Here is a 20,718-nt window from a genome sequence, read left to right as displayed (position 1 = left end):
CTTTCTTGTCGAATTTTGCAATACACACAGGGTTACGCTAAAATTATTAAATGTGTAACTGTGTTATTAATCATTTACTTGTTGGAAAAGTGTTAAACTGTTATATAAAATTTTCTCACCTGTTATACATACAAAATTTGAAGGAATATAAATTTTATAAGTATTTCTTTGACGAAAGTAACTAAACAGGTGTATAATAATATTATAACAGAGGCAGCTGATATTCAAATTTTTTTATTGAGGTGAAGATAATGAGTAAAGTTCCTTATGAAGTGTATACAGAGGACGTCGAGGCTCTATCGGTACTTTCCCCGGATGGAGAAATTATCAATAAGGATAAGATGCCCGATTTAACCGACGATCAACTGAAAGAAATTATGTATCGTATGGTATTTACCCGTACTTGGGATGATCGTGCAGTAAACCTTGGCCGTCAAGGTCGCCTTGGTTTCTACGCACCGGTATCCGGTCAAGAAGCTACCATGATTGGTAGTGAGTTCGCTTTGGAGAAAGAAGACTTCTTATGCCCAGGCTACCGTGATATTCCGCAGCTAGTATGGCACGGACTTCCATTGTACCAAGCTTTCTTATATTCCCGCGGTCACCAACATGGTGGAGCTATTCCTGACGGGGTTAATGTATTGATGCCACAAATTATCATCGGTGCGCAAATCCTGCACGCTACTGGTATTGCTATGGGCTTCAAATTGAAAAAACAAAAGAATGTTGCAATTACTTACACTGGTGATGGCGGTTCTTCAGAAGGTGACTTCTACGAAGGCTTGAACTTTGCTGGTCGTTTTAAACTGCCTGTAATCTTCTTTGTTCAAAACAACGGGTATGCGATTACGACTCCGTTCGCTAAACAAACGGCTTCCAAATCGATCGCTCACAAAGCGGTTGCAGCTGGTATTCCAGGGATTAAGGTTGACGGTATGGACATCTTTGCAGTAATCAGTGCTGTACGTGATGCTGCAGAACGTGCACGTAACGGCGAAGGTGCTACATTGATCGAAGCTGTAACTTACCGTTTCCGTCCACACTCCCTTTCTGACGATGCAAGTAAATATCGTTCGAAAGAAGAAGAAGGACAATGGAGTGAAAAGGATCCAATCGCCCGTCTTGCCAAGTATTTGGAGAAGAAAGGTCTTTGGACTGAAGAAGATACACTGCGCGTGAAGGATGAAGCGAAAGCTACTGTTAACGAGCAGATCAAAAAAGCTGAACAAACCGAAAAAATGACAATACCTGGCTTGATCGACAGCATGTTCGAAGTAACACCTAAACATCTGGAAGAGCAAAAAGCCGATTTTGAATAAGGGGGATATCAGGCAATGGCACAAATGAATATGAAAGAAGCGATTCGCGACGCGATGCGCGTTGAACTGAATCGTGACCCTAACGTTCTTATCTTCGGAGAGGATGTTGGTAATGTAGGTGGCGTTTTCCGTGTAACTGAAGGTCTGCAAAAGGAATTTGGCGAAGATCGTATTTTTGATACACCACTAGCTGAGTCTGCGATCGGCGGTCTGGCATTTGGTCTTGGTGTACAAGGCTTCCGTCCGATTGCTGAAATTCAATTCGTAGGTTTTATCTTTGAAGCACTGGATCAAATCGTTGTTCAAGCAGCACGTTTGCGCTGGCGTTCTGGCGGTAAATATAACGCTCCAGTAGTATTCCGTACTCCTTTTGGTGGCGGAGTTAAGGCTGCTGAGCTTCACACTGACTCACTCGAAGGTTTGATCGCACAAAGCCCAGGGATTAAAGTTGTAATTCCTTCAAACCCATATGATGCGAAGGGACTTCTAATCGCGTCTATTCGCGACAATGACCCTGTCTTCTTCATGGAGCACTTGAACCTTTATCATGCATTCCGTGCTGAAGTGCCAGAAGGTGAATATACAGTTGAACTTGGTAAAGCGAACGTAGTACGTGAAGGTTCTGACGTTTCGATCATTACTTACGGGCTGATGGTACATACAGCTACCAAAGCAGCCGAGCAACTCGAAAAAGAAGGCGTTAATGTTGAAATTATCGACCTTCGTACTGTAAGTCCGATCGACATCGATACTATTGTAGCGTCTGTGAAGAAGACTAACCGTGCTATCGTGGTGCAAGAAGCACAAAAGAGTGCGGGTGTAGCTGCTGAAGTTATCGCACAAATCAATGAAAAAGCACTACTGCACTTGGAAGCACCTGTGCTTCGTATCGCAGGTCCTGATACTGTGTATCCATTCGCACAAATAGAAGATACATGGCTTCCAAACCCTGCACGTATTATTGCAGGCGTAAAGAAAGTTTTGGAATTCTAAATATTTTTACGAGAAACAGTTGTCATCCATATGGATGACAACGTTGTTTCATCTTATAAAGTTTAAATCATAAGGTTAGTCCCAATTTCACGAGGAGGTTTTCAAAGTGGCAAAGTTTGAATACCGATTTCCTGAACTAGGTGAAGGTCTGCATGAAGGTGAAATCATCAAAATGCATATCAAAGCCGGTGACAAGGTAACGGATGATGATATCGTAATGGAAGTTCAAAATGACAAGGCGGTAGTTGAGGTGCCTTGCCCAGTAAACGGTACTGTATTGGAAGTTCTTACTAAAGACGGTCAAGTATGCCGTGTCGGTGAAGTAGTGGCTATTATCGAAGCAGAAGGTGACGTGCCTGATCAAGAGGGTACTGCTACTGAAGCTCCTGCTGCTCAAGCGCCAGCTGCACCAGCTGCTCCAGCATCTAACAAAGCATCGAATTTTGAATATCGCTTCCCTGAGCTGGGTGAAGGTCTGCATGAAGGTGAAATCATCAAAATGCATATCAAAGCCGGTGACAAGGTAACGGATGATGACATCATCATGGAAGTTCAAAATGACAAGGCGGTAGTTGAGGTTCCATGTCCAGTGAATGGTACTGTATTGGAAGTTCTGACTAAAGATGGCCAAGTTTGCCGCGTAGGCGAAGTTGTAGCTATTATCGCTGCTGAAGGCGACGTTCCTGAACAAGAAGGTCATGCATCTGCTGAAGCCGATGCAGCAAAAGGAAGTGCAAACACTACTTCTTCCCCTGCAGCAACAAGCCCTGCTGATGCTAAAGAAGGCGGATCTGCAAGTGTAACACCAGCTCCTGACCGCGATGTTTTGGCTACACCAAGCGTTCGCAAATTTGCTCGTGAGCAAAAAGTGGATATTTCCAAAGTGAACGGAACTGGTAAAGGTGGTAAAATCACTCGTGAAGACGTAGAAGCCTTCTTGAAAGGTGGTTCTACACCAGCAGCTCCTGCAGCAGCAGCGTCGTCTGAAGCTCCTAAGGCTGCTAAAACCGAAGCTAAAGCAGCACCTGCAGCAGCTAGCGGTAACGTTAGTCTTGAAGAAGAACGTGTACCATTCAAGGGTATTCGTAAGGCGATCTCCAACGCAATGGTTAAATCGGCTTACACTGCTCCACACGTAACCATCATGGATGAAGTAGATGTTACTGAACTGGTAGCATTCCGTACACGTATGAAACCTATTGCTGAGAAAAAAGGCGTTAAGGTTACTTACCTTCCATTCATCGTTAAGGCACTTGTTGCAGCTTCCCGTCAATTCCCAGCACTCAATGCTATGATTGATGAAGAAGCAGGCGAAATTGTCTACAAGAAATACTACAATATCGGTATCGCTACTGATACACCAAACGGTTTGATCGTTCCAGTTATCAAAGACGCTGACCGTAAGAGCATTTGGATGATTGCTAGCAGCATCACTGACTTGGCCGTTCGTGGCCGTGACGGTAAATTGTCTGCTAACGAAATGAAGGGCAGCACGATCTCCATCAGTAACATCGGTTCTGCTGGCGGTATGTTCTTTACTCCAATCATCAACTTCCCTGAAGTGGCTATCCTCGGAACTGGCCGTATCAGTGAAAAAGCAGTTGTGAAAAATGGTGAAATCGTAGTTGCTCCAGTAATGGCGTTGTCACTCAGCTTTGACCACCGTATTATCGATGGTGCGACTGCTCAAAACTTTATGAACTACATTAAATCGCTGCTCAATAATCCTGAGCTGCTGGTTATGGAGGTATAATTATGGTAGTAGGAGACGCTTCACTAGATATTGATACATTGGTCATTGGTGCAGGTCCTGGTGGGTATGTGGCGGCAATTCGTGCCGCCCAGCTCGGCCAAAAAGTCCTCATCGTGGATAAATCGGAACTCGGCGGTGTATGTTTGAACCGTGGATGTATTCCTTCTAAAGCCTTGATCGCTGCTGCGCATCAATTTGAATCCGCACAGCATGGTGAAGTTTTCGGCGTTACAGCTGAGAATGTTAAAGTGGATTTTGCCAAAACTCAAGAATTCAAGAACAGCGTAGTTAAAAAAATGACTAGCGGTGTGACTAGCTTGATGAAGGGCAACAAAATTGAAGTATTTAACGGCGAGTGCATGTTTATCAGCGACACAGAAGCACGTGTGTTCAATGATCATGAATCTCCACGTTACCGCTTCAAACACTGCATCATTGCTACAGGTTCCCGTCCAATTGAACTTAAACCTTTCCCATTCGGCGGACGTATTCTGTCTTCGACTGAAGCTCTGGAACTTCCAGAAATTCCGAAGAGCATGATCGTAATCGGTGGTGGATACATCGGTGCCGAGCTTGGTCAAATGTACTCTAAATTTGGCACTAAAGTAACAATCATCGAAGGTTTGGATACTGTACTTCCAGGCTTCGATAAAGATATGACTCGTCTTGTTGCGAAAAACATGGCTAAAACTGGCATCGAAATCGTAACTAACGCTAAAGCTGAAAGTGCTGTTCAGAACGACAAAGAAGTAACCGTGAAATACTCTGTTGGTGGCGAGTCCAAAGAAGTTACAGCAGATTACTTGCTTGTTACTGTAGGTCGTCGTCCTAACACTGACGGTGAACTTGGTCTGGATCTGATCGGTCTTGAGCTCGACGAGCGCGGATTGATCAAAGTTGATCACCAAGGACGCACAAGCATTCCTACCATCTTCGCTATCGGCGACGTTGTTCCAGGTCTTGCTTTGGCTCACAAGGCTTCTTACGAAGGTAAAATCGCTGCTGAAGCAATTGCAGGACTTACATCTGTTGTTGACTACAAAGTCATCCCAGCTGTTGTATTTACAGATCCTGAGTGTTCAAGCGTTGGTTTGACTGAAAAAGAAGCAAAAGACAAAGGCTACAAAGTGAAAAGCGGCAAATTCCCATTCGCAGGAAATGGTCGCGCAGTATCTTTGAACAGCCCAGAAGGCTTCATCAAAATTGTTGCTAACTCCGAGAATAATTTGGTACTGGGAGCTCAAATCGTTGGTATCGAAGCTTCTAACTTGATCGCTGAACTTGGTTTGGCAATCGAAATGGGCGCAACGCTTGAAGATATCGCTTTGACTATTCATGCGCATCCAACCCTTGGCGAAATCGTCATGGAAGCTGCTGAATTGGTTGAAGGTCACCCAATTCATGTAATGAAATAATTTTTCTCCAAAAATTGCTCTAGCAGGCAACAGAAAGGCGGACGCAAATGCGTTCCGCCTTTTTTTGTGTTTTCCACTTTTTTGAAAAGAGATATACTGGGAGGAAGAGCAATTACTTAATCTGTATTTTATAAATATAGGGAGGTTCAATGATGAGAGCTGATAAATTAAAGCCTGGAGATGAGCTGCGTATTATCTCTCCTTCCAGAAGTTTGTCATTAATCGATGCTCAGCAAAGAAAAATCGCTAAAGAGCAGCTTGAACGGTTAGGTTTTCGGATATCCATTTCAACAAATTCTTTTGAGACGGATGATTTTGTTTCCTCTTCTATTGATTCGAGAATTGAGGATTTGCACGAAGCCTTTTTAGACCCCAAAGTGAAAGGAATATTAACGACCATTGGGGGCTTCAATAGTAACCAGCTCCTGCGTTATATCGATTATTCAATCATTGCAGAGAATCCAAAGCGTTTATGTGGTTATTCGGATATTACTGCACTAAGTAATGCGATTTATGCTCAAACAGGATTAGTTACATACTCCGGACCGCATTTTTCCACATTTGCGATGCTCCACGATAATGAATATACCATCGAATATTTCCGCAAGCTGATGATGGACAATAAAGAAATTCTAGTGCAGCCTTCCAGGCATTGGAGTGATGATGAGTGGTATCTGGATCAGGAAAACCGGATATTTATTAAAAATGAAGGTCCGTTCATTATCAATGATGGGGAAGCGAAAGGAACGATTATTGGTGGCAATTTATGCACTTTAAATCTTTTGCAGGGAACAGAGTATATGCCAAGTTTAAAAAATTCTATCTTGTTCATTGAGGATGATTATGAGTCAGCACCTGCAACCTTTGATCGAGATCTGCAATCCCTAATTCATCAGCCTGAGTTTGAAGAGGTCAAAGGGTTGGTGATCGGCAGGTTCCAAAAAGAATCGCGTATGTCAAAGAAGCTACTTACCACAATTATCCGCTCAAAAGAAGAATTATCCGATATTCCTGTGATTGCAGACGTGGACTTTGGACATACATCGCCGATGATTACCTTTCCTGTGGGTGGACAAGCAAGCCTTCGGGCTTATGGGGCAAGAGTGGAGCTTAGGATAGCAGAGTAGAGATACAATTGCTGAATCAATCCTTTATAATTGAATAGGTAACCCGATTATTAAATATATTTAAAAATTATCTTACCTTCTACAAAAATCGGATTTTTCAGATATAATATATGAGGTGAAATATTACGGAGGTGCAATACTTTGACGAATGAGTTAGAACAAACCTATTTGAATTTTTTACAATATATTTTGGATCATGGTGTGAAAAAAGAAGATCGTACAGGAACTGGTACAATTAGTGTATTTGGTTATCAGATGCGATTTGATTTATCAAAAGGCTTCCCGCTGTTTACAACAAAACGTACACCGTTTCGCTTAATTGCAAGTGAGTTATTGTGGTTTATTAAAGGCGATACCAACATTCGTTATTTATTGAAAAATAATAATCATATTTGGGATGAATGGGCTTTTAAAAGATGGGTTGAATCGGACGAATATGCAGGCACGGATATGACAGACTTCGGGAATCGTTGTTTAGTTGATGAAGATTTTAATCAATTATATCAAGCAGAGATGAAATCATTCTGTGATCGTGTCTTAGAAGATGATGAGTTTGCTGCGAAATATGGCGAGCTAGGAAACGTTTACGGTAAGCAATGGCGGAATTGGACATCTTCAACTGGCGAATCAATTGACCAATTACAAGACGTTATTCATCAGATCAAAACAAATCCTGATTCTCGGCGTTTAATTGTCAGCGCATGGAACCCGGAAGATGTTATAAATGCTGGGACGAAAGGAAGCAAAGCAGCGTTACCGCCCTGCCACGTTATGTTCCAGTTCTACGTTGCAAATGGTAAACTAAGCTGTCACTTGCTGCAACGCAGTGCGGACTCTTTTCTCGGGGCAAACTTCAATATTCCATCTTACTCTTTGCTTACGCATTTAATCGCATACGAATGTGGGCTAGAAGTAGGCGAGTTTGTATACAGCATTAGTGATGCGCATATCTATTCAAACCATGTTGAGCAAGTGAAAGAGCAATTATCAAGAGAATTAAGAGCACTGCCTACACTGGTTATTAATTCACAGAAGAAATCAATTTTTGATATTGAACTGGAAGATCTGGTCATTGAGGGGTACAATCCGCATCCTTCGATAAAAGCGCCGATCGCAGTATAACGTAATTGTAAATGAAGATTCGCAAATATTATTTCTGGCAGTATAGTTTTTTACTTTAGTATGGAGGAAGGAGAGAACTTCATGAGTATTAGCTTAATATGGGCAATGGGTGCCAATCATGTCATAGGAAAAGATAACGATATGCCTTGGCATTTGCCGCTGGATTTTGCTTATTTCAAAGCAGAAACATTGGGCAAAAGAATGCTAATGGGCCGCAAAACATGGGATTCGCTCGGAGGCAAGCCCTTGAAGGGCAGAACGAGCCTAATTCTAACTAGAGATACTGATTATTCAGCTGAAGGTGCAGAGGTTCTACACACGCTTGAAGAGGCTCTCAGCGAGGGTAGAAAAGAAGATGAGCTGATGGTAATCGGTGGTGCGGAAATTTACCGGTTGATGTTGCCGTATGCTGACAAGTTGATGTTGACGCAGATCGAACAGGATTTTGAAGGAGATACCCGGTTTCCTGAGATTGACTGGAGGATGTGGAAAGAGGTCTCCAATATCAAGGGAATTCGTGATGAGAAGAATCCGTATGATTACCGATTCCTTGTTTATGAACGTACGGAATAGCAATAAAACGTTTTCTCTGACATAACATGTGAAATAGTACAAATAATCAGTAGATTTATCCATTACTGTGCAAAAGTGATGAATGTTACTATAATTAAAATTAGAAATGATTATGTATAGGTATAGAATAGAATGTGCAGGTACTTCATTGCGTTGCTGACAACCATACGAAGCCGCAATATGCTACAATGTACTATACTTCAACACGAAGAGAACGGATGGGGGAAACGTAAACATGTCTACACCTACAGGTTTTATGGAGTATAAACGGCAGCTCCCAGGTGATCGGGATCCTGAGCAGCGGGTAAAGGACTGGGAAGAATTCCACCATCATTTATCCGAGGACGAGCTTCGGACACAGGGCGCACGTTGTATGGATTGCGGAACCCCCTATTGCCATACAGGTATTGATATGGCTGGCGGGACCTCAGGTTGTCCAGTACACAATTTAATTCCGGAATGGAATAACTTGGTGTATCGTGGACTCTGGAAAGAAGCACTGGAACGTCTGCATAAGACAAACAACTTTCCTGAATTCACAGGCAGTATTTGTCCCGCTCCCTGTGAAGGCTCTTGCACAGTGGGCCTGATCGGACAGCCGGTAACCATCAAAACAATTGAACTTGCGATCGTTGATAAGGGTTTTGAAGAGGGCTGGGTTGTACCTAATCCACCGGAGAAACGGACTGGCAAAAAAATTGCAATCGTAGGCTCTGGACCTGCTGGACTTGCCGCAGCAGCACAGCTTAACAAGGCTGGACATTCTGTAACTGTATTTGAGCGCAGTGACCGCATTGGCGGACTGCTGACATATGGAATACCTACTATGAAGCTTGATAAAAAAGTTGTACAACGTCGTGTAGATTTGCTGGCTGCTGAAGGGATTAACTTCGTAGTGAACACTGAGATTGGTAAAGACATTCCGGCTCAGCAGCTTGTTGATGAGTATGATGCGGTCGTTCTGTGTGGTGGAGCTACTAAAGCACGCCGTTTCAACATTGAAGGCAGTGAGCTTAAGGGCGTTATGTATGCCATGGATTATTTAAATGGCACGATCAAGAGTTACTTGAATTCCAATCTGGAGGATGGTAACTATGTATCCGCTGAAGGTAAAGATGTAATCGTCTTGGGTGGCGGGGATACAGGATCTGACTGTGTTGCCACAGCGCTTCGTCATGGCTGCGGCAGTATCACTCAATTTGGTACACATGAAAAAGCGCCTCTGCAACGGGATCCGATTGCTAATCCTTGGCCACAATTTCCGAATGTGTACAGCTTGGATTATGCGCAAGAAGAAGCGAAAGCTATTTTTGGCGATGATCCGCGTGAATTCTCTATCATGACCACTAAATTTGTTGGGGATGAAGAGGGGAACTTGAAGGAGCTTCATACGGTGCAGATCCGCCGGATCGTGGATGAGACAGGTCGTAAAATCTACCAGCCCGTTCCTGGAACGGAAGCTGTATATCCTGCTCAACTCGCTCTCATCGCTATTGGTTTCGATGGACCGGAGCAAGATATTGTTGAGGAGCTTAACCTGGAGACTGATCGTCGTACCAATGTGAAAGCACGTTACGGCAAATTCAATACGAACGTGGATAAAGTGTTTGCTGCTGGCGATATGCGTCGTGGTCAAAGCTTGGTGGTCTGGGCCATCAATGAAGGGCGCGAAGCTGCACGTGAAGTGGATAAATACCTGATGGGCTCAAGCGTTCTTGTCTAGGCATTAATTCAAGAAGCCGTTTCAAAAGCAGTTTACCTGCTGGAGAAGCGGCTTTTTTTGGAGCTGACGCTTGACGGAAATATTATTTTCATATAGATTTAATACAATATTTAAATGACAAAAGCATTGACCAAGGACTTACGATCCTAGTAGCGTTAGAACAGAGAGGGAACTCACCGGCTGAAAGGTTCCTCAAATACGTGTGGATGGTATCCTGCCTGGGTAGCTGCAGCGTATAACCGCTGCCGGAATCGGCCGTTATTCGATCGAGGATCGCCAAATCAAGTGTAGACTATGTACGGGCTGGCGGTTAAATAAGGGTGGTATCACGACACATTCGTCCCTGACGAATGTGTCTTTTTGCGTTTAGAGCGTTCATTTTTTAGGGAGGGTACAAATATGCGTCAAAGTAATCTTTTATTAACAACTCTGCGTGAGGCACCTTCAGAGGCGGAGACAAGCAGTCATCAGCTACTGCTGCGTGCGGGATATATCCGCCAATTAGCAGCGGGTGTGTATACTTATTTACCGCTTTGCAGACGAGTTTTACGGAAAATAGAAGCGATTGTGCGGCATGAGATGGATGTCTCTGGGGCTCAGGAGGTATTGATGCCATCTATGCAGCCTGCGGAGCTCTGGAAAGAATCAGGCCGGTATGAGGTATACGGTAAGGAGCTGATGACGCTGCGGGATCGTCATGAGCGGGAATTCATACTAGGTCCTACACATGAGGAAGTAGTAACCACACTCGTACGGAATGAGATCAGCTCCTATCGAAAGCTTCCTATTACCGTATATCAGATTCAGACCAAGTTCCGAGATGAACGCCGACCACGTTTTGGACTGCTGAGAGGCAGAGAGTTTTTGATGAAGGATGCTTACTCTTTTGACACAAACCTGGAAGGTCTAGATAAATCATATATCCAAATGTTCGAGGCTTATCACCGGATATTTGAGCGATGTGGATTGAAATTCCGTGCTGTCCATGCGGATTCCGGTGCGATTGGAGGCGAGGGCGGCAGTCATGAATTTATGGCGCTGGCTGATATTGGGGAGGATACGATTGCTGCATGCACCGTTTGTGATTATGCGGCCAATCTGGAACAGGCAGAGTCCGTGCGGCCTGTAAAAAATGAAGTTGTCATACAAGTACCGGAGATAGAGAAATTCCTCACTCCTGATTTGCGCACAATTGAGCAACTAGAGCAGGAGCTAGATATCCGGCCAGACCAGATTATCAAAACATTAATCTATGAAGGTGACGGACAGATTTTTGCTGTACTGGTCCGGGGTGATCATGAAGTCAATGAAATAAAGGTAAGTAAATATTTAGGAACGAATGAGATTAAGCTTGCTGACTACGAGTCTGTGAAATCCTTAGCGGGCGTTGAAAGTGGATTTGTAGGACCTGTAGGCTTAACGCTTACTGTCCTAGCAGATGCGGCAGTAGCTGATATGACTCAAGGGATTACAGGGGCGGGAGAAAAAGATTATCACTTCCGTAATGTCGTACCCGGCAGAGATTTTTCGCTTGGGCATGTGGGGGATTTTCGGAATGTAGCAGAAGGTGAAGTTTGTCCGCATTGTTTGGAGGGTATTTTGCATTTTCATCAAGGGATTGAAGTGGGTCATGTCTTCAAATTAGGTACTAAATACAGTGAAAAGCTAGGCGCTTCTTACTTAGATTCTTCAGGCAAAAGTCAACCTATGATTATGGGCTGTTACGGAATTGGTATCTCACGGCTTTTATCCGCTATTGCTGAACAGCATCATGATGAGGATGGATTAATGTGGCCAGCAGCATTGGCACCTTATCAGGTTCATATCTTGATAATGTCCGTCAAGGATAGTGAGCAGCGGACGGTTGCCGAAGATCTCTATGATCAACTAACCAAGCTTGGTATTGAGACGCTGATTGATGATAGGGATGAACGCGCTGGCGTGAAATTTAAAGATTCAAGCTTGATCGGGATACCTCTATCAATTGTTGTGGGCAAGGAAGCATCACAGGGAAGAGTAGAGTATCTGAACCGAAACACAGCGGGGAAAGAAGTCTTAGAAATTATGGAAGCTGTGTCTCGGATCAAACAATTCTATTCACAGCTGATATAAATGATCTTTTTTCATTTAATGGGAATGCCAATGATCAGGGCAGGAGAGTGTTGCTGGTAATTTTGTGAGAGTATTGCCTTTTGCCGCATTGATCTGTGCCTGAGTGAGAAAGAGAGCTTCTGCTAAATTAGCACCTCTGAGGTCAGTATCGCGAAAGTCTGCCCCAATAAGGTCTGCACCTCTGAGATTAGCGTCCCTAAGGTCTGCGGCTATTAAATAGGCTCCTCTCAAATTGGCGCCTCTGAGATCGGCTCCTGTGAGCTTAGCTCCCATAAGGTCGGCACCTCGACTGAAATTCTTCGCTGATTTCTTTAGTTTACGGCGAGCCTCAGTTCGTACAAGCTCACTGACCTGCAACAGTAACATATTGATTTTTGCTCGATGAGCGGCAACATCCACTTTTGCAAGTGCTTCAGGATTAAGTAAAGTGAGCTGTTCCGTTTCATCGAGAGCTGTTTGCAGCTCCGTATGGATTGTACGGGTTATTTCTAAGTTTAAAGATTCATGTAAATACCAGAGCAGCTCGTGCAAATGCCACATGATCGGAAATACCTCGAACATTTGCTTCGCAGTTTTCGGATTTTTCCTCCAGTCTTCTCCAGCATAAGTGACTTGAGAAATCTTTTGCCCAGCTCCAAAACAGTCATAGACCGTACAACCACGGTATCCTAATTCTCTTAGCTCTGTATGTACACCACAGCGAAAGTCCGACTGTAGATTGTGACAGGGCTGTCCAGCGTCTTTGTCTCTAGCGAAATCTACGGAAGCAGCAAAAGGTAATGCGGCACAACACAAGCCAAAGCACTGCTCACAATCCGCCTTCAGGGCGGCGAGGTTTCGATCTGAAAAAGGTTCTGTAAATCTGTGATTCTCATACAAGGTTTGTTTCCCTCCGATATATGAACGCTTATACCAACTTATTTTAAATCAAACGAAAGATTATGAAAAGTCCGGTCGATTAAAAAAAAGCGAGGTTAATGTTATAATAGAGTACTGGACCTGTTTTGGACTTAAGAACGAGAAGGTAAGGAGCGAATGTTTTTGAAGACACTTATTATTGCGGAGAAACCGGACATGGGGCGGAATATCGCCGCCGCAATAGAACCAAAGGCTAAAAATTACCGTTCCTATCTTGAAGGGGAGCAGTACATTATTACATGGGCAATAGGGCATCTAATCGGATTGGCTGAGCCGGATGCATATGATGTAAAATACAAAAAATGGAATATTAATGATCTTCCCATTATTCCGGACCAATTCAAGCTGGTTCCTAATGCGCGGACCATTGATCAGCTGAAGGTAATCGGAGAGCTGGCTAAACGAAGCGATCTGCTGGTAAATTCTTGTGACGCCGGGCGAGAAGGCCAGCATATATTTTCGCTCATTCAGCGGCATTTGAAGCTTGAACATCCTGTGAAACGGCTGTGGATTTCCGATTTGACACCAGAGACAATCCGCAAAGGCTTTCAAGAGCTAAAGGATGGGGCGGAGTACGAGAATCTAACTAAAGCGGCAAAAGCGCGCAGTGAAGCCGATTGGTTAATCGGTATGAACGGATCACGTGCATTTACTACGAAACATAATGTTCTGCTGTCTGTGGGGAGAGTTCAGACCCCAGTACTTGCACTTATTTATGATCGCCAGAAGACGATTGAGGCGTTCTCATCCCTTAAGTTTTTTGAGGTGGAGGGCCATTTTACACAAAATGAAATGACTTATAAAGGTATGTGGCAGGGTGACCGCCTCACTGATGGTGAGAAGGCGGAGGCGCTGGCTGCCAAGGTCAAAGGAAAACCGGGACGTATTGAATCTTATGAGGTTAAGGAAACGAAAGAGTACCCGAATAAACTGTATGATTTAACGCTGTTGCAGCGGGAGGCGAATGGGAAGTACGCTTTTTCCGCTAAAAAAACACTCGATATCGCACAAGCCTTATATGAAAAGCATAAGGTGATATCCTATCCGCGGACGAATTCTAACTATGTTACAGAACAAAATATTCCGGAGATGCATAAGACTTTATCTGCGCTCCAAGGGACGGCTTATGATGAATGGGTGAAGGGTGCGAATCGTAATCTCGTTCATAAAGGAAACAAATTTATCTGCAATCCCTCCAAGGTAGAGGATCACCATGCGATTTTGCCTACATATCGGAAAGCAACAGGGCTTAGTGCGGATGAGGGAAAGCTGTATGATTTGATTGTGCGGCGCTTTTTGTCACAGTTCTATCCGGCTGCGGAATATAAAGTGCATACGGTTATGACTGATGTAGAGGACGAAAAGTTCAAAACTACTGTTAAGGAATTATTAAGTCTCGGTTGGAAGGTCATTTACGCGGACCAGAAAAAAGATAAAGCGAAGTCGTCCAAGGGAAAAAACAAGGATGATGAGGAAGACGAAGAGATTGAAGTGAATGAACCGTTCGCAATCGCTCCGGCAGATGAGGTGATCTGTAGTGACGCAATCGTTAAAGAGAAAGATACACAGCCGCCAAAACACTATACGGAAGGCACGCTGCTTAGAGCGATGGAAAGTGCCGGAAAGCAGATTGAAGACGAAGAGCTTCGGGATGCTATGAAGGATTCAGGGCTGGGTACTCCCGCCACCCGTGCTGCAACCATTGAACGGCTTAAGAATGTCGGATACATTGAAATGCAAGGCAAAAAAATCGCCATCACGCAAAAAGGACGAACGGCTATTGAACTGATACGTGGAGCGGGCATCGAGCTGTTGACTTCACCTGAAATGACCGGCCAGTGGGAACGTCGCTTGAACGAAATATCAAGAGGAACGGCGTCGGACGGACAATTTATGGAGAATGTAAAAAGATTTGCCTGCATGATCGTGGACAAGGTTCGTGTGCAGTCTCGGGCGTCCAAAACTTCTTTTGAAGGGGAAACTCCTTCTGTGAACACAGGGGCTAAAGGTCGGAGTGGTGGAGGTACATCTCGTAAAACCAGCGATAAACCTGCCGCGCCAAGAAAACGTAAACCAGCTAACGAAGAAGAATCAGCAAATTCAGGTCCGAAAATTATCGGAAACTGCCCGCGTCCTGGCTGTGGCGGGATGATTTTTATGGGTAAAAAAGGCTACGGCTGCTCTCATTACAAAGAAGGCTGCAAGTTCGTGATCTGGAAAGAGAACCACGGGCGTACCCTTACAGATACACAAGTAAAGGCATTGATTGAAAAGGGCCGTACGGGTAAGCTGAAGCTTGCGAGCGAAGATGGCACCCCGCTGGAAGGGAAACTTGTGCTTAATAATATGGATACGGGTCAATTAACAGTGGAGTCATAGTCTAACTGGAAGTTTGTATGGATCATGGGTGATTACATCACATTTGCATGTACGAAGCCGCTAGCGGACACAGATGACCCTAAACGCGGGAATACGTCCTTTTTGGACTGCTATCGGACCGCATAGTCGTTATTTGCATGAAAAGGGCTATATATGCACCGCTTGCGAGAGAATAGCAGCGCTGGAGTCCGCAAACTTGCTCCAAGGGCTATAAATTCGCCAATAGCGTCAGCTGGGTCCGTAGTCAAGACTATTAGTCGGACTCGCCGTATATGGGATATGGTTTCGGTGACAGCTGTGGGAGACTATATATTTTACACATAAAATTCATTAGTTAAAGAGTGTAGGACATACCTATCTTAAACGGGATGTAGTAACTTGTGCGCACAAGATATTATGATTACGTAGGGGGCTGATCTTCACTCTTTTTCTATCCTGCGGGATAAATCCAGAGGTTACATTATGATAGGGCAGTATAGTCACTACTAGAATGGAAGGAAGGATGACAACATGGGAATGCGTGGATATTACTTTGCTATGGATGACAACCTAGTGCAACAAATTGTTACAGGCGACATTGCATTGAATAGCTTGAAAATAGACGATTATCCCGGACTGGACATTGATAGATCCTGGGAGGCGATTCACTACTTGCTTTGTGGAGTTATTTCCGATGGAGATGCCCCTCTTAGTTATGTTGTTCCGCTGACATCAGACAAAGGCATCGATTTTGGCTCATTCGGGGCGTTTTCCTTACGTGCCAAGCAAGTTGCAGAAGCTCATCAGGTTATTTCTGAGCTGGATGAAGCGCAGCTCCGCTTGCGGTATGATTTCCCGGCCATGGTTAAGGAAGAAGTATATCCTCTTGAACCTGATATTGTTTCAGACGAGGATAAGGATGCGTTCTTTGCCTACCTGCTACAGCATTTTAACGAAATCCGGCGTTTCTACAGCCAAACTGTAGCCGAGGGCAAAGGTCTCATCTTTTATATTTTCTGATTCTAACCAAAAGACGACACACGTCTCCTGATTCCATTGAGCGCGATAAAAAATAGAACCTTTGACTGATGAAGATTATGATGATTTGTGAAATAAATGACCAATTACGGGAAACGGTAGGTTCAATTAATCAATGAGACGAAGAGGGGGAAACGAAAATGAAGACGATCAAGTGTATGATGGACCACCTGTACTGGGCGGACGCACAAATCTTAGAAGCGCTCGAGGAGAGTGAGATGAAGAACAAGGACCTTCTGAAGCTGGTTCGGCATGTTGCGGTTGCGGAACGAGTCTGGCTGTCCCGATTGCAGGGCAAGGGTAGTGCGCAATATTCGTTGTGGGAGGAAGCGGAGGACCTGACGGCGATCCGAACGATGTTCGAAGAAAACGCCGAGAAATATCGTGTGTATATCGAAGGGCTCGAGGAATCTGATTTGGACGTGATGGTCGATTATGCGAACCAGAACGGAGTCCCGTTCCAAACGTCCGTCCGGGATATCTTGTCGCAGGTCATTTTACATGGGCAATATCACCGGGGACAGATCAACCGGGCACTTCGGATGGAATTGGCAGAACCTGTCCAAGTCGATTACATCACGTTCGCCAGACTCTAACAGGGCCTAATCATCACCATTACCCGGAATGAGATGGGCATTGAACTCCTCCGAAATGATTTAGTTTACTCATGCAGGCTCATGAATTCGTAGGATTTAACCCTTTAGCTAAATGTGAGATAAGAAGGAAATTGAGGAGGCGGTGGCTTGGAACAACTGTAGGGGCATGTCATTTTCACTCCCATGTCTCAACGGGTCCGAGCCCTTTTGTTTAATGCCTCCCGATACTCCATGCTTCTTGTCCATCCTGCGAATGCATGACACGCTTAAGCTGCTTGCGGAAATAACTTTGACAGAACGATAGGGTTATACACCGACCACTAAATGCAAAGAGGAAATCTGAGATTCAATATGTATTCCTTAACGATACAAACGAAATAGTGGTACCGTTTCATGATGAGATTCCGAAATAGTAGGACCAAAACGTTTGAATTGTCATCTCTTTTCCGCAAGTAGAATCAAGCAATGCAAATTCCATTACTCTACAATGACTATAGAGTGGTTGAAACGAGGTGAACAGACCAATTGTATGAGTGGCACAAGCAAATCCAAATAATCGTTAATGAAATTGACGAGTGTATTAAGAATCGTAACAGTGAAGCAATAACGCTACGATTTCTTTCTCACAAGTTAGGTTATTCCGAATTTCATACTACGAGAAAATTTAAGGAAATATCGGGAATGCAATTTAGGGATTATCTACGGCATAGAAAATTAGCCTTTGCACTAAAAGAGGTTCGGGATAGTGAAAAGAGCATTTTGGATATTGCTTTTGATTATGGTTTTTCATCACATGAAGCTTTTACCAGGGCTTTCAAGGGAACATATGGTGTAACTCCAAGTGATTACCGGAAAAAGCCTATGCCTGTCGCCCTTCGTACAAAAATAAACTCTTTCGACCGCTACTTTTTCGGATTTGGAGAGATTGGTATGATGAAATCTACAGATGATCTTAACATTTATTTTGTAACCATTCCCACTCACAAATTTTTGCACATTAAAAACTATGAGAGTAATGGGTATTGGGATTTTTGGCAAAAGCAAAGTCTTATTACAGGACAGGACTGCGAAACAATTTGCGGCTTACTCGATAGTATCAAGGGCAAATTGGATGACGAGGGCGGGAGTGAATCTAACGGTGGCAGCGGTCAGATTATGGCTTACATTAATGACCCGGATGGCAGACTCTGCGATTGGGGTATTCCACGTACAGAGTGTTTTGGTGTACGTCTTCCTTTTGATTATAAAGGTGAAGTACCTCCACAAATGCTTATGATTGATGTTCTCGAAGCCGAGTATATTGTTTTTGAACATGGGCCATTCAATTATGAGCAGGAAAATCGTAGTGTAGAGGAAAAGATGGAAAGGGCAATGGCAACTTTTAATTTTGCAGACACTGGTTACTGCTTTGATACTTCCGCTGGGAGAATCATTTACGTTTATCACGATCCGGAGCGGTTTTTGAAGTATATCAGGCCAGTAGTGAAGTTGACCTCTAAGCTAATCGAAACAGATTAAGCAGGTAAGTAAAAGGTTGGTGCTATGTGCTGATGAAGAAAATAAGCAGACTGGAGTGTAGTCTCCGCATTCATATCGTCGCATGATTAGTTAGATTATCTGCTTTAGAAGCAATATAAGTTTAAAGGTCCTTATTGTTGTTTGAATTATTGACAGATAGATCTGGAAAAGCCGTTCAGAGAACTGCCGGTTGGTGCGAGGCAGCGGATATCCGAATCCAAAAATCACCTCAGAGCTGTCCCCCGAATTATAGTAGATGGGACCGGGATTCTACCGTTACAAAGAAGCATCGTTGTTGGACGATGGCTTAGAGGACGTTTATTATAAACGTCAATCAGGGTGGTAACGCGGAGCAACTCCGTCCCTAATGGGATGGGGTTTTTTGCGTCTTCATTAATTAATTATTAAATTGGCAGGCGAAAAATCAACAAACTGTAAGAAGAACGATTAGTTCGGAAAATCCGGTAAAACGTTGAGCAGATGAAAGGGGGATATTGCAATGCAATTCAAGTTGTATACGGATGTGTATGAGTTTTACAATGATACCTATGGTATGCTGATGCGTCATGAAGCACAAAATTTGATTCCTCTTGGCAATATCATAATTGGACATGAAGGAAAAGACAAAACAGACTGGCGTGACCCTGTAAATTGGCTTATGGTAACGATTTCGGATGCTAGGGGCATACAACTTACCGCCATAATGACACCGCCACACAATATTACGCTTTATGCAACAGACAACATAATTAACCCAGAAGCTATAAACTGTCTGATAGATGGGCTGAAAGACCGTGAAATTCCAGGTGTGATGACCGAAAAAACCTTGGCAGAGTATTTTGCCAAAGAATATACCTTGCGCAAGGGAACAACCTTTAAAACAATCATGACCCAACGTATATATGAACTTACGGCAGTAAACCCAGACATTCAAAAGGTTGGTATCGTTCGATTATTAGATAAAAAGGATATTCACTTTTTCCCTTACTGGGCTGAAGCATTTTATGCAGCGGGGAGTTATGGTAAAACAGAAATGTCCATCCCGCAAGATGCAGACCCTTACCTCTACCGAATAGCATCGAAAAAACTATATATTTTAGAGGACAACGGGATACCCGTTTCTATGGCAGGATATACAAGGGAGATGCAGACGGCTATTGGCGTAGCATTTGTATATACCCCTCCATATGAGCGCGGAAAGGGTTACGCAACTTCAATTGTGGCGCAAATAAGCCAACTTGCATTGGATAAAGGGTTTACTAGATGCGTCTTATATACCGACTTAGCAAATCCCACATCTAATAGCATTTATCAAAAGATAGGCTATATGCCAATCTGTGATTCGCTTCAGTTAAAATTTGAATAGTAGAATGATGCGGACAGAACTTCTACTACTTTAGAAAATAAGAGCAGAATATTCACTACGGATTGAAGATCTTGAAGGTCGATTGATCAAGCTTTGGGAGAAATATAGAGTTACAACCAAATGCAACTGTTTAACTCCAGGGTTGCCGAGGTATAAAAAAATGAGTTGACATAAAAGTAGTTAGGGACCATACTACATATATGAACAACAATAATAAAAAAATAAACGACATTGAGGCTATTCCCTCGCTTGTACAATCCAAGCGTCAGATTGATCGCTATAACCTAGACATAGACGCACAGGCTATACTCGTCGCGTCTAGGCTAATGGCAGCGGGAGCCATGCTTGGACACGCCTCGGAGATTCATTTCTCTAGATTCGGTTTATCAACAGGGCGTTATCGTTTATTGGCAGATCTTGAAGATAACGAAGGAGAAGAGTTGCCTTCGCAATTAGCGGAGCATCTAGGAGTTACACGTGCTACAGTGACTGGTCTTATCGACATTCTTGAACGAGATGGGCTAGTATCTCGGCGATTAAGCTCAGACGATGGCCGTCAGAAATCAGTTGTTTTAACGGAAGAAGGAGCGAAGAAGCTCCGTGAAATGGCTCCTGAGCATTTCGCTCGGCTGGAAGCTATGGTGGGGTTGCTCAACATCGAAGAACGCAGCGTATTTCTCGACTTGCTAGGTCGAGTTACACAAGGCATTTCAGCACTTACGGGCGAATTAGGCTCGAAACCAAAGGGGAAACATCAGTAATGAGTAGAATTGGGCTAGTGAAGCTA

The 20,718-nt window shown here is 43.8% G+C and carries 16 protein-coding genes; 15 read left to right on the top strand and 1 reads right to left on the bottom strand.

The genetic code is table 11. The features are described 5' to 3' along the window. Positions 1-251: 251 nt before the first annotated feature. From pdhA to MKY54_RS17345, 9 genes are all read left to right on the top strand, one after another. Positions 252-1,319 carry a pyruvate dehydrogenase (acetyl-transferring) E1 component subunit alpha gene (gene pdhA, locus MKY54_RS17385; RefSeq protein WP_038571556.1) on the top strand — a complete coding sequence of 356 codons (1,068 nt, stop codon included), beginning with the start codon at positions 252-254 and terminating at the stop codon, positions 1,317-1,319. Positions 1,320-1,334: 15 nt separating this feature from the next. Next, positions 1,335-2,312, top strand: a complete 978-nt coding sequence (locus tag MKY54_RS17380) for an alpha-ketoacid dehydrogenase subunit beta (protein WP_038571553.1) — start codon at positions 1,335-1,337, stop codon at positions 2,310-2,312. A 106-nt stretch (positions 2,313-2,418) separates the two neighbouring features. Continuing rightward, positions 2,419-4,065 carry a 2-oxo acid dehydrogenase subunit E2 gene (locus MKY54_RS17375; RefSeq protein ID WP_076309790.1) on the top strand — a complete coding sequence of 549 codons (1,647 nt, stop codon included), beginning with the start codon at positions 2,419-2,421 and terminating at the stop codon, positions 4,063-4,065. 2 nt (positions 4,066-4,067) lie between these two features. After that, positions 4,068-5,480 (top strand): dihydrolipoyl dehydrogenase, encoded by a 1,413-nt coding sequence (gene lpdA / locus MKY54_RS17370; RefSeq protein WP_036687684.1) that lies wholly within the window; start codon positions 4,068-4,070, stop codon positions 5,478-5,480. Between the two features lie 152 nt (positions 5,481-5,632). Continuing rightward, on the top strand, positions 5,633-6,607 hold the full coding sequence (locus tag MKY54_RS17365; protein WP_076279317.1) for a S66 peptidase family protein: 975 nt from the start codon (positions 5,633-5,635) through the stop codon (positions 6,605-6,607). A gap of 141 nt (positions 6,608-6,748) precedes the next feature. Continuing rightward, positions 6,749-7,729, top strand: a complete 981-nt coding sequence (locus MKY54_RS17360; protein WP_076279318.1) for a thymidylate synthase — start codon at positions 6,749-6,751, stop codon at positions 7,727-7,729. An 81-nt stretch (positions 7,730-7,810) separates the two neighbouring features. Beyond that, positions 7,811-8,302 (top strand): dihydrofolate reductase, encoded by a 492-nt coding sequence (locus MKY54_RS17355; protein ID WP_076130027.1) that lies wholly within the window; start codon positions 7,811-7,813, stop codon positions 8,300-8,302. 235 nt (positions 8,303-8,537) lie between these two features. After that, the gene (locus MKY54_RS17350) at positions 8,538-10,025 is read left to right on the top strand and encodes a glutamate synthase subunit beta (protein ID WP_076130028.1); all 1,488 of its coding nucleotides are present in this window, start codon (positions 8,538-8,540) and stop codon (positions 10,023-10,025) included. A 399-nt stretch (positions 10,026-10,424) separates the two neighbouring features. Beyond that, on the top strand, positions 10,425-12,137 hold the full coding sequence (locus MKY54_RS17345; protein ID WP_339187287.1) for a proline--tRNA ligase: 1,713 nt from the start codon (positions 10,425-10,427) through the stop codon (positions 12,135-12,137). A 15-nt stretch (positions 12,138-12,152) separates the two neighbouring features. Here the strand turns inward: MKY54_RS17345 and MKY54_RS17340 are convergent, their stop codons facing one another. After that, positions 12,153-13,016 carry a pentapeptide repeat-containing protein gene (locus tag MKY54_RS17340; protein ID WP_339187285.1) on the bottom strand — a complete coding sequence of 288 codons (864 nt, stop codon included), beginning with the start codon at positions 13,014-13,016 and terminating at the stop codon, positions 12,153-12,155. 162 nt (positions 13,017-13,178) lie between these two features. Between MKY54_RS17340 and MKY54_RS17335 the strand changes: the two genes are divergently transcribed. From MKY54_RS17335 to MKY54_RS17310, 6 genes are all read left to right on the top strand, one after another. After that, complete coding sequence (locus MKY54_RS17335) at positions 13,179-15,434, top strand: DNA topoisomerase 3 (protein WP_339187284.1); 2,256 nt, start codon at positions 13,179-13,181, stop codon at positions 15,432-15,434. Positions 15,435-15,944: 510 nt separating this feature from the next. Beyond that, the gene (locus MKY54_RS17330) at positions 15,945-16,433 is read left to right on the top strand and encodes a YfbM family protein (RefSeq protein WP_076130031.1); all 489 of its coding nucleotides are present in this window, start codon (positions 15,945-15,947) and stop codon (positions 16,431-16,433) included. A 158-nt stretch (positions 16,434-16,591) separates the two neighbouring features. Then, positions 16,592-17,047: a DinB family protein gene (locus tag MKY54_RS17325; RefSeq protein ID WP_339187281.1), complete on the top strand. Its 456-nt coding sequence runs from the start codon at positions 16,592-16,594 to the stop codon at positions 17,045-17,047. A 525-nt stretch (positions 17,048-17,572) separates the two neighbouring features. Continuing rightward, positions 17,573-18,565 (top strand): helix-turn-helix transcriptional regulator, encoded by a 993-nt coding sequence (locus tag MKY54_RS17320; protein WP_339187279.1) that lies wholly within the window; start codon positions 17,573-17,575, stop codon positions 18,563-18,565. A 499-nt stretch (positions 18,566-19,064) separates the two neighbouring features. Beyond that, on the top strand, positions 19,065-19,931 hold the full coding sequence (locus MKY54_RS17315; protein ID WP_339187277.1) for a GNAT family N-acetyltransferase: 867 nt from the start codon (positions 19,065-19,067) through the stop codon (positions 19,929-19,931). 200 nt (positions 19,932-20,131) lie between these two features. Next, positions 20,132-20,692, top strand: a complete 561-nt coding sequence (locus MKY54_RS17310) for a MarR family transcriptional regulator (RefSeq protein ID WP_076279322.1) — start codon at positions 20,132-20,134, stop codon at positions 20,690-20,692. The last annotated feature ends 26 nt before the right edge of the window (positions 20,693-20,718 follow it).

The organism is Paenibacillus sp. FSL P2-0121 (assembly GCF_037975345.1).
GTDB lineage: Bacteria > Bacillota > Bacilli > Paenibacillales > Paenibacillaceae > Paenibacillus_AQ > Paenibacillus_AQ odorifer.
Note: the sequence above shows the minus strand (reverse complement) of the source record. Positions and strands in the feature narration are given on the sequence as shown.

Bases quoted from the DNA above. Each gene is read 5' to 3' on its own strand.
- MKY54_RS17365 (WP_076279317.1), top strand. From the start codon at position 5,633: ATGAGAGCTGATAAATTAAAGCCTGGAGATGAGCTGCGTATTATCTCT.
- lpdA (WP_036687684.1), top strand. From the start codon at position 4,068: ATGGTAGTAGGAGACGCTTCACTAGATATTGATACATTGGTCATTGGT.
- MKY54_RS17350 (WP_076130028.1), top strand. From the start codon at position 8,538: ATGTCTACACCTACAGGTTTTATGGAGTATAAACGGCAGCTCCCAGGT.
- MKY54_RS17310 (WP_076279322.1), top strand. From the start codon at position 20,132: ATGAACAACAATAATAAAAAAATAAACGACATTGAGGCTATTCCCTCG.
- pdhA (WP_038571556.1), top strand. From the start codon at position 252: ATGAGTAAAGTTCCTTATGAAGTGTATACAGAGGACGTCGAGGCTCTA.
- MKY54_RS17330 (WP_076130031.1), top strand. From the start codon at position 15,945: ATGGGAATGCGTGGATATTACTTTGCTATGGATGACAACCTAGTGCAA.
- MKY54_RS17345 (WP_339187287.1), top strand. From the start codon at position 10,425: ATGCGTCAAAGTAATCTTTTATTAACAACTCTGCGTGAGGCACCTTCA.
- MKY54_RS17325 (WP_339187281.1), top strand. From the start codon at position 16,592: ATGAAGACGATCAAGTGTATGATGGACCACCTGTACTGGGCGGACGCA.
- MKY54_RS17355 (WP_076130027.1), top strand. From the start codon at position 7,811: ATGAGTATTAGCTTAATATGGGCAATGGGTGCCAATCATGTCATAGGA.
- MKY54_RS17380 (WP_038571553.1), top strand. From the start codon at position 1,335: ATGGCACAAATGAATATGAAAGAAGCGATTCGCGACGCGATGCGCGTT.
- MKY54_RS17315 (WP_339187277.1), top strand. From the start codon at position 19,065: ATGCAATTCAAGTTGTATACGGATGTGTATGAGTTTTACAATGATACC.